The organism is Allobosea sp. CCNWLY174, assembly GCF_037120455.1.
GTDB lineage: Bacteria > Pseudomonadota > Alphaproteobacteria > Rhizobiales > Beijerinckiaceae > Allobosea > Allobosea lupini.
On record NZ_JBBBBQ010000005.1, the window covers coordinates 133,166 to 146,092 of the forward strand.

Annotated in this window: 13 protein-coding genes; 7 read left to right on the plus strand and 6 right to left on the minus strand. The window is 67.2% G+C overall.

The window, feature by feature from the left end; genetic code table 11:
• Positions 1-63: 63 nt before the first annotated feature.
• The 6 genes from V7S63_RS16790 to V7S63_RS16815 all read left to right on the plus strand — a co-directional run bounded on the left by V7S63_RS16790 (position 64) and on the right by V7S63_RS16815 (position 7,527).
• Entirely contained in the window at positions 64-684 is a 621-nt protein-coding gene (locus V7S63_RS16790) for a TetR/AcrR family transcriptional regulator (protein ID WP_091841142.1), read from the plus strand.
• Between the two features lie 107 nt (positions 685-791).
• Positions 792-2,207 (plus strand): circularly permuted type 2 ATP-grasp protein, encoded by a 1,416-nt coding sequence (locus V7S63_RS16795; RefSeq protein ID WP_336531034.1) that lies wholly within the window; start codon positions 792-794, stop codon positions 2,205-2,207.
• 85 nt (positions 2,208-2,292) lie between these two features.
• Positions 2,293-3,234 carry an alpha-E domain-containing protein gene (locus V7S63_RS16800; protein WP_091841137.1) on the plus strand — a complete coding sequence of 314 codons (942 nt, stop codon included), beginning with the start codon at positions 2,293-2,295 and terminating at the stop codon, positions 3,232-3,234.
• A 305-nt stretch (positions 3,235-3,539) separates the two neighbouring features.
• Positions 3,540-4,367: a transglutaminase family protein gene (locus V7S63_RS16805; protein WP_336531035.1), complete on the plus strand. Its 828-nt coding sequence runs from the start codon at positions 3,540-3,542 to the stop codon at positions 4,365-4,367.
• An 81-nt stretch (positions 4,368-4,448) separates the two neighbouring features.
• Positions 4,449-5,198 carry a proteasome-type protease gene (locus tag V7S63_RS16810; RefSeq protein WP_091841132.1) on the plus strand — a complete coding sequence of 250 codons (750 nt, stop codon included), beginning with the start codon at positions 4,449-4,451 and terminating at the stop codon, positions 5,196-5,198.
• Positions 5,199-5,340: 142 nt separating this feature from the next.
• On the plus strand, positions 5,341-7,527 hold the full coding sequence (locus V7S63_RS16815; RefSeq protein ID WP_336531036.1) for a putative bifunctional diguanylate cyclase/phosphodiesterase: 2,187 nt from the start codon (positions 5,341-5,343) through the stop codon (positions 7,525-7,527).
• 9 nt (positions 7,528-7,536) lie between these two features.
• On the opposite strand, the gene V7S63_RS16820 is transcribed toward V7S63_RS16815, so the two are convergent.
• Together V7S63_RS16820 and V7S63_RS16825 are read right to left on the minus strand one after the other, a co-directional pair.
• Positions 7,537-8,133, minus strand: a complete 597-nt coding sequence (locus tag V7S63_RS16820) for an exopolysaccharide biosynthesis protein (protein WP_336531037.1) — start codon at positions 8,131-8,133, stop codon at positions 7,537-7,539.
• A gap of 81 nt (positions 8,134-8,214) precedes the next feature.
• Positions 8,215-8,484 (minus strand): usg protein, encoded by a 270-nt coding sequence (locus V7S63_RS16825; RefSeq protein ID WP_091841123.1) that lies wholly within the window; start codon positions 8,482-8,484, stop codon positions 8,215-8,217.
• 152 nt (positions 8,485-8,636) lie between these two features.
• Between V7S63_RS16825 and bcsS the strand changes: the two genes are divergently transcribed.
• Positions 8,637-9,380, plus strand: a complete 744-nt coding sequence (bcsS, locus tag V7S63_RS16830) for a cellulose biosynthesis protein BcsS (RefSeq protein ID WP_336531038.1) — start codon at positions 8,637-8,639, stop codon at positions 9,378-9,380.
• Positions 9,381-9,384: 4 nt separating this feature from the next.
• Here the strand turns inward: bcsS and V7S63_RS16835 are convergent, their stop codons facing one another.
• The 4 genes from V7S63_RS16835 to V7S63_RS16850 all read right to left on the minus strand — a co-directional run bounded on the left by V7S63_RS16835 (position 9,385) and on the right by V7S63_RS16850 (position 12,848).
• Positions 9,385-10,998, minus strand: a complete 1,614-nt coding sequence (locus tag V7S63_RS16835; protein ID WP_336531039.1) for a molybdopterin-binding/glycosyltransferase family 2 protein — start codon at positions 10,996-10,998, stop codon at positions 9,385-9,387.
• A gap of 184 nt (positions 10,999-11,182) precedes the next feature.
• Positions 11,183-11,875: an XdhC family protein gene (locus V7S63_RS16840; RefSeq protein ID WP_336531040.1), complete on the minus strand. Its 693-nt coding sequence runs from the start codon at positions 11,873-11,875 to the stop codon at positions 11,183-11,185.
• Positions 11,876-11,879: 4 nt separating this feature from the next.
• The gene (locus V7S63_RS16845) at positions 11,880-12,509 is read right to left on the minus strand and encodes a LysE family translocator (protein WP_100964958.1); all 630 of its coding nucleotides are present in this window, start codon (positions 12,507-12,509) and stop codon (positions 11,880-11,882) included.
• Positions 12,510-12,521: 12 nt separating this feature from the next.
• On the minus strand, positions 12,522-12,848 hold the full coding sequence (locus V7S63_RS16850; protein WP_336531041.1) for an XdhC family protein: 327 nt from the start codon (positions 12,846-12,848) through the stop codon (positions 12,522-12,524).
• Positions 12,849-12,927 lie beyond the last annotated feature (79 nt).

Consider the following 12,927-nt stretch of genomic DNA (forward strand, 5'->3'; position numbering starts at 1 on the left):
CTATAAGTAGGAATGCAATTTCCCTCTTGTCAAGCGCGCCTTCGCCGGGATTCTTGAATCGCCATGCCAGAGCCCTTCGCCGTCGCCTCAAGCCGCAAGCTGCCGAAGCAGGAACGCCGCGAGCAGCTGCTCGATTGCGCCCAGGAGATGGTGCGCGAAGAGGGCACCGATGCGCTGACGCTGGCACGGGTGGCCGAACGCGCGGGCGTCACCAAGCCTGTCGCTTACGATCATTTCGGCACGCGCGAGGCGCTGATGGCCGAACTCTTCCGGCGCATCGACGATCGGCAGACCGCCATTCTGGTGGAGACGCTGAAGGCGACCGCAGACGAGCTCGGTGCCGTGGCCGCGACGATCGCCGCGGCCTATATGAGCTGCGCCCGCGAGGTCGGCACCGAATGGTACGCGCTCTCGGCCGCATTGAGAGGCAGCGAGACGATGGAGGCGGTGCAGCGCGAGCTCACCGCCCGCTATGTCGGGATCTGGCAGGGCGCTTTTGCCCGGTGTGCAGGCCACCTTCCCGCTGACGAGTTGCAGCTGCGCTGCGTCGGCATCCTCGGCGCGGGCGAAGCGATCTCGATCGAGCTGCTACGCGGCCATGTCACCGAAGCACGGGCCGCGGCGACGCTGGCGACCCTGATCGCGGCGACCATCGGCGCGCCGGCCGCTGCTGCGGCGAGCTGATCTCTGCCCAAGAAAGAGGCAAGTCTAGCCAAAGTGCTTGGCAAAGAACCCCTTTCCGAACGCGAGCGAATACGCATAGGCTAGCCGAAACAGGGGAAGACGGCTGCATGGTCGCATTCGACGAGATGACCGGGGGAGAAGGCGGCCTGCGGGCGGCCTATGGCGAGCTCGATCGCTGGCTGAAGGAGGCGCCACCCGAGATGCTGGCGCTGCGCCGCTCACAGGCCGAGCTGTTCTTCCGCCGGATCGGCATAACCTTCGCCGTCTACGGCGACGAGGAATCGACCGAGCGCCTGATCCCCTTCGACATCATCCCGCGCGTGCTGACCAAGCCGGAATGGACAAAGCTGGAAAAGGGCCTGCGCCAGCGCGTCACCGCGCTCAACATGTTCCTGGCCGATGTCTACGGGAAGAAGGAGTGCCTGAAGGCAGGGATCATCCCACCGGAGCTGGTCTACCGCAACGCCTGCTACCAGCTGCAGATGGTCGATTTCCAGGTGCCGCACGGCATCTACTGCCACATCGCCGGCATCGACATCGTCCGCGTCGACGACGACACCTTCTATGTGCTCGAGGACAATGCCCGCACGCCGTCGGGCGTCTCCTACATGATGGAGAACCGCGAGGTGATGCTGCGGCTCTTCCCGGAGCTGTTCGCCACCCACCGCGTCGCGCCGGTCGACAATTACCCCGACCAGCTGCTGGCGACCTTGCGCTCGGTCGCCCCGCACTCGGCCTCCTCCGATCCGACGATCTGCCTCCTGACCCCCGGCCAGTACAATTCGGCCTTCTACGAGCACTCCTTCCTGGCCGACAAGCTCGGCGTCGAGCTGGTCGAGGGCTCGGACCTGCTGGTCAAGGACGACGTCGTCTATATGCGCACGACGCAGGGGCCGAAGCGCGTCGACGTAATCTACCGCCGCATCGACGACGACTTCATCGATCCGCTTGTCTTCCGCAGCGACTCGGTGCTCGGCGTGCCCGGCATCATCGGCGCCTACAAGGCCGGCAACGTCACGCTCGCCAACGCGGTCGGCACCGGCGTCGCCGACGACAAGGCCGTCTACAGCTACATGCCGGAGATCGTGAAGTTCTTCACCGGCGAGGAGCCGATCCTGAAGAACGTGCCGACCTACCGCTGCCGTGAGCGCGAGGCCAACGCCTATGTGCTCGACAATCTCGACAAGCTGGTCGTCAAGGAGGTCAACGGCTCCGGCGGCTACGGCATGCTGGTCGGCCCGCATGCCAGCAAGCAGCAGATCGAGACCTTCCGCAAGAAGCTGAAGGCGCAGCCCGAGGGCTTCATAGCCCAGCCGACGCTGGCGCTCTCGACCTGCCCGACCTTCGTCGCCTCGGGCGTTGCGCCGCGCCATGTCGATCTGCGACCCTATGTGCTGTCGGGAGCCAACGGCATTTCCTGCGTCCCGGGCGGGCTGACCCGCGTCGCGCTCAAGGAGGGCTCGCTCGTGGTCAATTCCAGCCAGGGCGGCGGCACAAAGGACACCTGGGTTCTCGATGCATGAGCGAACGGGAGCGACCTCGATCCAACCTGACCCCGACGCAAGGCGCTCGCGCGAACTACATCACGCCAAGAGACCGGACCTGATCATGCTTTCCCGTACCGCCGACAGCCTCTACTGGGTCTCGCGCTATGTCGAACGGGCCGAATACCTCGCCCGCATCCTCGACGCCACGACCCGCCTGACGAACCTCCCCTCCGCCTATGGCGGCGCCGGCACCGAATGGCAGAGCGCCGTCGCCACAGCCGGCTGCGAGGATACCTTCGCCAAGGCCTATGGCGAGGCGAACGAGCGCAATGTCTGCGATTTCCTCAGCTTCAATCCGGACAATCCCACCTCGATCCGCAACTGCTTCGCCCTCGCCCGCTCCAACGCCCGCGCGGTCCGCACCGCGCTGACCTCGGAGATGTGGGACGCGCTCAACGGCGCCTGGCTCGAACTGCAGCGCTTCGAGCGCAAGCGCATGGACCGCGAGGAGTTCGCCCGCTTCCTCGACTGGGTGAAGAATGTTTCGCTGACCTTCGACGGCTCGGCTTACCGCACCATGCTGCGCGACGACGGCTACTGGTTCTCGCGACTCGGCGTCAATGTCGAGCGCGCCGACAACACTGCCCGCATCCTCGACGTGAAATACCATGTGCTGCTGCCGGAGACCGAGCAGGTCGGCGGATCGCTGGATTATTTCCAGTGGACGACGATGCTGCGCGAGGTCTCGGCGCTCACAGCCTATCACTGGGTTTATCGCCAGGCGGTAAAACCCGTGCTGATCGCCGACCTCCTGATCCTCAACCGGCGCATGCCGCGCTCGCTGGCGAGCTGCTATGAGAACATCTCGCGCTTCCTCGACCAGATCGGCGACGCCTACAACCGGCACGGTCCGGCCCAGCGCCAGGCGCGCAAGACCCTGACCAATCTCGCCAACACGCCGATCGAAGCAGTGTTCCAGCGCGGGCTGCACGAGTTCATCGAGGACTTCATCACCGAGAACAACCGCCTCGGAAACGTCATTGTCGAACAATACCTGCAATAAGAGTCTCTAACAGAATCTGAGCAGGTCTGGATGGGTCTTGGAGGAGCCGAATGCCAGGAGGAACGCGCAGCCGATATCCTTCGATATCGGCAAGTCGGTCCGACGCCGCAGGCGGCCCTCCAAGGCCCACCTCCGGCGCCGGGAATTCGCCCGCCCGCGGCGTCGCGTCGCTTGCCGATACCAACGGTATCGGCTTCACGCCGATCCTGGCGGATCGGACGAATTGCCGACGTCCAGACCTGCTCAGATTCTGTTAGAGGCTCTTAGAGCTTCCCTTCCGCGCTCGAATTTGGATTCCTCACCGCATGCGGATCCGGATCTCCCACAGCATCGCGTATTCCTATGCCGAGCCGGTGCGCCAGCTCAGGCAGGTTCTGCGGCTGACCCCGCGCGACCATGACGGTCAGCATGTCATGTCATGGCGCATAGCGCCCAATATCGATGGGCGCCTGCATGCCGGACAGGACCCGTTCGGTAACATCACCCACGACTTCTCGGCCGAAGGATCGATCGACGACTACACGATCGAGATCAACGGCCTGGTCGAGACCGTCGACCTTGCCGGGGTGGTCCGCGGCGTGACCGAGAAGGTGCCGCCGGACGTGTTCATGCGCGACACCCACCTGACGCAAGGCAGCGAGGCTTTGCGTGCACTCGCCGACAAGGCTGCCAGTCGCGACGGCAGCGACCTCACCAAGCTGCACGCCCTGATGGAGACGATCAACACCGAGATCCGTTGCGTGCCGACCGCCGACCATCTCGGCATCGGCGCCGCCGCCTGCGTCGAGGCCGGCGAAGGCATCCCGCAGGACGTCGCACATGTCTTCATGACCTGCGCCCGCCTGCTCGGCGCACCGGCGCGTTATGTCTCCGGCTATGTTGCGGCCTCCGACACCCTGCCTCACGCCGACGGCGCCCATGCCTGGGCCGAGGCCTGGCTGCCGGATTACGGCTGGATCGGTTTCGATGCCGCCAATGGACTCTGCCCGATCGACACCCATGTTCGCGTCGCCGCCGGGCTCGACTTCGCCGACGCCGCCCCGGTCCGCGGCGCCCGTACGGGCGGTCAGGGCGAGAGCCTCCTGATCGAGGTCAGCGCCCAGGCAGCCAAGCCCCGTTTCCAGGGGCAGTAGCGGCACCACCGCATTGCCGCTGTCATGACGGCCTGATACCCAGCCTCTCGCGTGCCATGTCGGCGCGCTGCGGAGATCATCGTGACCTATTGCGCCGGTATCCTCGTCCAGGACGGGCTCGTGATGATCGCCGACACCCGCACCAATGCCGGGCTCGACGACATCTCGACCTTCCGCAAGCTGCACGTCTTCTCCTGGCCGGGCGAGCGGACGATGGCGCTCGCCACCGCCGGCAACCTCTCGCTCACGCAGTCGATCGTCAGCCTGCTCCATGAAGGCATTCCCAATCCGGAGACGGGCGAGGCCGAGACGCTGCAGAACGCGCCCTCGATGTTCCGCGCCGCACAGCTCGTCGGCCGCGCCGTGCGCATCGTGCGCGAGACCGATGGCGAGGCGCTGCGCGAGGCCGGTCTCAAATACGACATGTCGCTGCTGTTCGGCGGCCAGATCGTCGGCCAGCCGATGCGGCTCTTTATGGTCTATTCGGCCGGAAACTTCATCGAATGCGGCATGGACGCGCCCTTCCTGCAGATCGGCGAGCACAAATACGGCAAGCCGATCCTCGACCGTGCCGTCACCTTCAGGTCGCATCTCTACGACGCGCTCAAGGTCGGGCTGATCTCGATGGATTCGACCATGCGCTCCAATCTCGGCGTCGGCCTGCCGATCGATATCATCGTGCTCAGGCGCGATGCTGCAGCGCCTGAGCTGAACCGCCGCATCGAGGCCGGCGAGCCCTATTTCCATGATCTGCGCGAGCGCTGGTCGGCGGCTCTACGCGCCGCCCATATGGCGATCCCGCGCCCACCCTACGAGCCGACCGGCGAATAGTCTCGGCGCGGCGATTTCGGCTGAAGAATCCGCAGCTTCGCTGATTTCTCGGCGGTTCTGGAAACCGGATAGCAAGATTCCCCTGCCAAGGTCCGCTGTCAGCGTGCCGCTACAGGTCTGAGTCTTGCCGACGAACGTTAAGATGACGAACACCGAATCGTCGGCACGCATGCTGACACGCACGCTGGCGACCTTGGCCGGTGCGTTCGCGCTGGTTCTGGCGGCGGTACTCGGCGTGATGTCGGCCATGGTGAACGACACCAACCAGCTCGAAGCTACCCGCCAGCGCGACCGTGTCGAGACGGCACTGGCGACGCAGGTGCGCCTGCGCCAGCTGCGCTTCGAAAATCTGCAGGCCGCGGGCGTGCTGCAGCCGATCCTCAACAGCCTCCTGCCGAGCGTCACACTGCAATGGGCCTTCGCCCAGGTCAGCAATCGCTTCCTCGATTTCGACGGCACCTATCTGGTGACCGCCTCCGGCCGCATCCTCGCCGGCGTCCAACATGGCGAAACCGCAACCCAGGCCGACTACGACGCCCTGGTCCGGATCAGGCCGGACCTGCCTGGCGGCACGGCTCAGACGGAACCACATGGCATCGGCGAAGGTCCGGTCACGGCCAGGCTGATCCAGAACGGCGCCGACACCGTCGGCGTCATGACCGCCGACCTACGCAAGGGCGAGCAGACCGGCCGTCCCCAGTTTCCCGAGGCGGCAGCCTTCATCGTCGGCTATCGCAAGGTGACGCAGGCCCAGCTCAACGAGATCGGCCTGCGCTATCGCCTCCCCCAGCTGGCAGTCGTGACCGAACGCCCCGTCAATCCGCTGGGACGGCGCGACATCGCCTCGCCCGACGGCTCCGTCAACGCCTGGCTGAGCTGGACGCCGGAGCGGCCGGGCGATGCGATGATCCACCAGTTCGCCTGGGCACTCGGCGCGGTCGTCCTCCTGTTCGTCGCTCTGTTCGCCTATGTCTTCCATCGCCTGCGGAGCGCCGCCCAGCAGATCGCCGCACGCGAGAGCCAGATCCATCGCCTCGCCGGCCAGGACGAACTCTCCGGCCTGCCCAACCGCCGCACCTTCGACCTCCGGCTCGACCAGGAGATCGCCCAGCTAGGTCGGACCAAGAGCGGGCTCGCCGTACTGCTGCTCGACCTCGATCGCTTCAAGGCCGTGAACGACACCTACGGCCACAATGCCGGCGACGAGCTGATCCGTCAGGCCGCCAAGCGCCTGACCACCGTCCTGCGGCTGGGCGACACGGTCGCCCGCCTCGGCGGCGACGAGTTCGGCATCATCCAGACCCATATGGAGGCGCCGAACGCCAGTGCCGTGCTCGGCCAGCGCATCCTCGACGCGCTGACCGAGCCTTTCGAGATCGGCGGCGTCGCCGTCAGCATCGGCTGCTCGATCGGCATCGCCCATGCACCGCGCGACGGCGCCGACCGCAGCACGCTGCTGCGCCTTGCCGACACCGCGCTCTATCAGGCCAAGAACGAAGGCCGGAACCGCTACTCCTTCTTCGAGCCGCAGATGAACCGGGCGCTGCATCTCAAGCGCATGGTCGAAGAGGATCTGCGCAACGCCATCGCCCGCGACCAGCTGCTGCTGCACTACCAGCCACAGGTCTCGATCGACGGCTCCAGCATCGTCGGTGTCGAGGCGCTGGTGCGCTGGCCGCATCCCGAGCACGGGATGATCCCGCCGTCCGAGTTCATCGGCATCGCCGAAGAGCGCGGCCTGATCGTGCCGCTCAGCGAATGGGTGCTGCGCCGCGCCTGCGAGCAGGCCCGGCAATGGCCCGGCATCAAGCTGGCCGTCAACGTCTCGCCGATTCAGTTCCGCCACAAGGACTTCGTCGCGAGCGTAATCCGCGTCCTCGAGGAAACCGGCTTCGACCCCGAGCGGCTCGAGCTGGAGCTGACCGAGGGCGTCGTGGTCGAGGATGCCGATGCTGCCGAAGCCGCGATGATGGACCTGCGTGCCCATGGCGTCAGCCTGGCGCTCGACGATTTCGGCACCGGCTATTCGAGCCTGATCTATCTGCGCCGCTTCGCCTTCGACAAGATCAAGATCGACCGCTCCTTCCTCGAATACATGGAGGCGACCGGCGAATCGGCGATCCTCGTCCATTCGGTCGTGCATCTCGGCCGGGCGCTCGGCCTGCGGGTCTGCGCCGAGGGCGTCGAGACGGCCGAGCAGCACCGTTTCCTGCAGGCGATCGGCTGCCACGAATTGCAGGGCTTCCTGTTCTCCAAGGGCGTGCCGCCCGAGGAGATCGACCGCCTGCTGACACTCGACCGGCCGTTCGAGCAGGCGCTCGCAGCCTGAGCGAGAGACCTAGAAGAAGCTCGCCAGCCAGCTCACCAGCGCATAGGCGAAGCCCGCCGACAAAGCGAGGCCGACCGCGCCGACCACGGCCCCGGCAATGATCAGCACGCCGTCACGCTCGACCAGGCCGAGCCCGACCAGGCAGACCGCGAGCCCGAGCGGGATCTGGCCGATGAAGGGCGCGGCCACGATCAGCCCAAGCGCCAGGAGCAGCAGCACCGCGCCGAGGACCGGCAGCGCGAAAGGGCCGCCGAGCATGGTCAGCCGCGGCTTCGAGAAGCGCTCGAGCCGGATCAGCGGCGGCAAGGCGCGTCCGACGGCGCGCGCGAGGTCCGTCTGGGCGATGCTGCGGTTCAGCAGCCGTTGCGGCAACCAGGGCGTCGCCCGCGCCATCAGCATCTGCGCGGCGACGAAGGCGAGCACCAGGCCGCAGACCAGCGGGATCGGCGGCGGCATCGGCAGGCAGTTCGGCAGGCCGAGCAGCACGACGAGCAGCGCATAGGCCCGGTCGCGCAGCGCCGCGACGATGTCGCGGATGGCCACGCGCGGACCCGGCAGATGGGTCAGCGCGATCAGCAATCCGGAAGTGCGCAAAGGGGAGGACAAGCAGGCTCGCCAGGCGATGAGCAGGGCCTGCGGCCTAGCATGCCCCGCGCCAGGCCAACAACCCCACCGGCTGCATGCCCGTCAGTGCAAGGTCAGTACGCCGTTCACATTGACGATCTCGGCCGGGCGGATGAGCTGCGAATGCGCCACCGTGATCGAATGCAGCGGCCCGTCGAGCTCGCGCCGCCAGAAATCGAGGAACCGGTGCAGTTCTGGAAAACGCGGGGCGAGGTCGTAGTCCTGCCAGACATAGGTCTGGAGGAAGTCGGGGTGGTCGGGCATCCGGTAGAGAATCTTGGCGGTCGTCAGCCCGTAACCCGCCAACTGGCGAAGGAAATCCTGCGAAACCATGACCTATACCCTCCTTGACCCAGGAAGACGATGAGCCGGCCGCCATCAGGCTGCGCCGCGATGGTTAACAAACACTTGCAGGAATTCTGCCAACTGCCACACTCATGACGTGTACTGGCGCCGTCTGAGTATGCGACGGAAGGGGCGTGGGCGTGCCGTTGGGGGTCGCGAAGCGTTCGGGCGTGCTCGCCCGCGCCATCGGCGCGGCGGCTGCGCTCGCCTCATCGCCCCTGAAAGCCGATCCGGCGCTGATGGAGCGCAGCCCGCTCTCGCTGGCGATCTTCGGCTCGCTCGAAGCCGACGCCAGCAAGACCTACGGCTCCGTCGGGCTGAAATGGGCGTTTGGCAATAGCGGCGGGCTCGATGCCAGCGGCTTCCGCCTCGGCCTGAAATGGGGCGAAAGCGTCGAGCCGGCCCAGCGCAAGCCGACGCAGGGTCGCCTCTACAAGACCGAGTTCAGCGCCCTGCTCGGCTATGAATGGCGGATCGACGATACCTTCCTGTCGTTCTCGGCCGGTCCCGAGATCGAGGCCCGCTACAGCGAGAACCGCGGCGAGCGCAGCTTCGAGCAACGCGGCATGTTGCGCCTGCAGGCCGACCTCTGGTCGAAACTCGCCGAGAACTGGCTCGTGCAGGCCAATGCCTATGCGATCCCCGGCGATCGCAGCCGCTATTGGGCGCGCCTGGCCGGGGGCTGGCGGCTGATGGATGAGCTCTATTTCGGCCCCGAGATAGAGGGCTACCGCGAGCGCGACTATCACAAGCTCCGGCTCGGGCTGCATCTCACTGGCCTGCAGCTCTTCGGCCTCGACTGGCGCCTCGCCAGTGGCGTCCAGAAGACGCGCGACGACAAGGCCGGCGCCTATATCACGCTCGGGCTGCTCTGGAAGCGGTGAGCCCTCAGCGCGGCCCCTGCCCCGTCAGCGCCTGCAGCGCTTCGGGCGTATCGATGTCGAGCGCGATGGCGGGATCGTCGAGCGCGATCTCCTCGACCGCGTCGCCGGCGGCATCGAGCAGGCGGCGTGCACCCTGATCGCCATCGAGCTTGGCGACCTCCGGGAAGAGCTTGCGCGCCAACAGCACCGGGTTGCCGCGCTGGCCGAGCAGCGTAGGCGCCACGGCGAGCGCATCGGCACGGTCGGCGAAGGCCTGGGCCAGCCGGTCGATCACCCCGGCGGTGACGTTCGGCATGTCGCCGAGCGAGACGACGACGCCGGGCACGTCCTTCGGCAGCGCCGCAAGCCCGGCCTTGAGCGAGCCGGCGAGTCCGTCGGCGAAGGCGGGGTTGTGCACGAGGGCGACGTCGAGCCCGGCGAGTGCGGCACGGACCTCGTCCTGCTGATGACCGGTGACAACGATGACCGGCGCGGCGCGCGAGGCGAGCTGGGCCTCGACGGCATGGCGCACCAGCGGCTTGCCACGCACCTCCTGCAGCAGCTTGTTGCCGGCGCCCATCCGGGTCGAGCGCCCGGCCGCCAGCACGATACCCGCGATCGGAGCCACCTCGCCCCGGCCGGGCGCACGCGGCTGCGGCCGCGAGACGATCTCCATCAAGAGCCCACCGACGCCCATCTTCTGGATCTCGGCGCGCGTTACCGGCACCTTGGCGAGGCAGCGCTGCAGCACCCAGTCGAAGCCGTTCTCCTTGGGCGAGCGGGCACAACCCGGCGCGCCGATCACCGGCTTGCCGTCGAGTTCGCCCAGCATCAGCAGGTTGCCGGGATCGACCGGCATGCCGAGATGCTCGACCGTGCCGCCCGCTTCGACCAGCGCCTTCGGCACGACGTCGCGCCGGTCGGTGATAGCGGAAGCGCCGAAGACGACGACGAGATCGGCCGGCCCGGCCACCGCCTCGCGGATCGCCTGCGCCAGCGGCGGGCTTTCATGCGGGACGCGGGCGTCGCGCTCGATCGTGGCGCTGGCCGGCTCCAGCCGCTCGGCGATGGTCCGCAGCGTCTTGTCGACCACACTGGTCTTGAGGCCCGGCAGCAGCGTCGAGATCACCGCGACCGATGTCAGTTTGTATTCGGCGATCGCGATCGGCTTGGCAGCGCCGAGCCGTTCGAGCGCCTCGGCGATCCGCTTCTCCGGCACGGCATAGGGGATGATCTTGACCGTGCCGACCATCTCGCCGGCGACCACCGGCTTCAGCGCCGGCAGGGTCGCGACCGTGATCGCCTCATCGACGGCGTTGAGCGCATCGATCACGCCCGCATCGATCTGCAGCACGCCCGGCGCAGCTGCGAACAGGTTGACCCGGCCGGTGAACGGCGCCTCGGTCACCACCGCCCGGCCGGCCAGCGCCCGCGCCAGTTGTTCTGCGGCCGCGTTCTCGTCGATGTCGCCGGTTTCGAGCTGCACCGCGACGACCTCGGTCAGGCCGGCGGCGGCGAGCTTGCGCACATCCTCCTCGCCGATCGTCGCGCCCTTGCGCACGATCGCCTCGCCGGCGCGCACCGTATGGGCCGCGACCGCGCCGGCGGCCTCGGCGATAGGGATGGGACCGAACTTCATCGCACTATCATCCTCAAAGTCCGTCCTCCGCCCGCCCTCTCAGGTCGTCCCGGGCGACCGCAGGGAGACGCGGGATCCATTCCGGAGCCTTTCCGAAAGAGCTTCCGGAATGGTCCCGGATCTCCGCTGCGCTCCGTGCGGGACGACTCGCGAATGAACCCGGGGAACAGCCAAGTCGCTACATTCAAACCGGCTTGCGGCGCGGGCCACGCAGGGCCTGCACGATCTCGCCGAGGATCGCGAGCGCGATCTCGGCCGGCGAGACCGCGCCGATATCGAGCCCGATCGGCGCATGGATGCGTTTCACATCGGCCTCGCCGAAGCCGGCCGCGGCGAGCCGCTCCAGCCGCTTGCCATGCGTCTTCCGGCTGCCGAGCGCGCCGATATAGAAGCAGCTCGAGCGCAGCGCCGCCTGCAAGGCGGGATCGTCGATCTTGGGGTCATGCGTCAGCGCGACGAAGGCGGTATAGCCGTCGAACGGCACGCTCTGCAGCGCTTCATCCGGCCACTCCGCCAGCAGCGTCACGTCCGGAAAACGCTCCTGCGTGGCGAAAGCGGTGCGCGGATCGATGACGGTGACGTCGAGATCGAGCAGCTTGGCCATCGGTGCCAGCGCCTGCGAGATGTGGACGGCGCCTGTGACGATGATGCGCGGCGGCGGCGCCTGCACGGTCAGGAAATAGGCTTTGCCGTCGACCTCGACAGTACCGCTCTTGCCGCTGCGCAACTGCTTGTCGAGCGCCTCCGCCATCTCATCGCCGGCGACATCGGCCTCCTTGACCAGCCGCTGCTCGCCCGAGCCGAGATCGGTGATGAGGACCGTCGCGCGGCGGGCGGCGCGCTCGCTGTTGAGCGTGGAGAGGAGCTGGATATCCACGGCGTCAACCCCTGTCGGTGGCGAGCTTGAGGCCGAGCCCGATCATCAGCGAGCCGCCGAGCCAGCGCCCGAAGGCGAAGCCGGCGCGGCTCGCCTTCATCGTCCTCATCACCAGGCTGGCGGCCAGAACGGTGACGAGGTCGGCCGACGAGAAGGCGAAATTGACGATCGTGCCGAGGATCAGGAACTGCGCCCAGACCGGCAGCGCCGCCGTGGGATCGACGAACTGCGGCAGGAGCGCGATGAAGAACAGCGCGACCTTCGGGTTCAGCACCTCGACGATGAAGGAATCGATCAGCGCGCGCCGGACCGTCTTGGCCGGCGCGACCGCCTGCACCTCGCCGCCGAGCCTGGAGCGGATCATGCCGATGCCGAGCCAGACCAGATAGAGCGCGCCGACGATCTTCACTGCGAGATAGAGCTCAGGCACGTGCTTGAACACCGCCGACAGGCCGAAGGCTGCGGCGACGACATGGACATAGCAGCCGAGATGGATGCCGAGCATCGCCATCAGCCCGGCCTTGCGGCCATGGGCGATGGTCTGCGCCGCCGTATAGAGCAGCGCCGGACCCGGAAAATAGGCGATCAGCAGCGTCACCGTCGCGAAAGCGAGAAGCGTTTCCCAAGAGGCCATCGACGGTTTCCCTTAAGCCCGGACCGGCTCGACATAGACCTTGATCCGCCCACCGCAGGAGAGGCCGACCTGCCAGGCCGTCTCGTCGGCGACGCCGAATTCGAGCGTGCGCGGCCTGCCGTCGGCAATGACGTCGCCCGCTTCGGCGACGACCGCGCCCTCGACGCAGCCGCCGGAGACCGAGCCGAGGAAATTGCCCTCGCCGTCGATAACGAGATGCGAGCCGACCGGCCGTGGGGCCGAGCCCCAGGTCTCGACCACGGTGGCGAGCGCGACGCCGCGCCCGGCCTTGGCCCAGGCCTCGGCGGTGGCGAGGATGTCGGTGTCGGTGCTGATCATGAATTGCCTCCCTCAGCCCTCATCCTGAGGAGCTGCCCAGCGGCGTCTCGAAGGATGCTTCAGGAGGCGACTGGAGCAT

What these genes read in the sequence shown, in the direction of transcription:
- V7S63_RS16790 (WP_091841142.1), top strand. Translation starts at nt 64, where the DNA reads ATGCCAGAGCCCTTCGCCGTCGCCTCAAGCCGCAAGCTGCCGAAGCAG.
- V7S63_RS16795 (WP_336531034.1), top strand. Translation starts at nt 792, where the DNA reads ATGGTCGCATTCGACGAGATGACCGGGGGAGAAGGCGGCCTGCGGGCG.
- V7S63_RS16800 (WP_091841137.1), top strand. Translation starts at nt 2,293, where the DNA reads ATGCTTTCCCGTACCGCCGACAGCCTCTACTGGGTCTCGCGCTATGTC.
- V7S63_RS16805 (WP_336531035.1), top strand. Translation starts at nt 3,540, where the DNA reads ATGCGGATCCGGATCTCCCACAGCATCGCGTATTCCTATGCCGAGCCG.
- V7S63_RS16815 (WP_336531036.1), top strand. Translation starts at nt 5,341, where the DNA reads ATGACGAACACCGAATCGTCGGCACGCATGCTGACACGCACGCTGGCG.
- V7S63_RS16825 (WP_091841123.1), bottom strand. Translation starts at nt 8,484, where the DNA reads ATGGTTTCGCAGGATTTCCTTCGCCAGTTGGCGGGTTACGGGCTGACG.
- V7S63_RS16835 (WP_336531039.1), bottom strand. Translation starts at nt 10,998, where the DNA reads ATGAAGTTCGGTCCCATCCCTATCGCCGAGGCCGCCGGCGCGGTCGCG.
- V7S63_RS16845 (WP_100964958.1), bottom strand. Translation starts at nt 12,509, where the DNA reads ATGGCCTCTTGGGAAACGCTTCTCGCTTTCGCGACGGTGACGCTGCTG.
- V7S63_RS16850 (WP_336531041.1), bottom strand. Translation starts at nt 12,848, where the DNA reads ATGATCAGCACCGACACCGACATCCTCGCCACCGCCGAGGCCTGGGCC.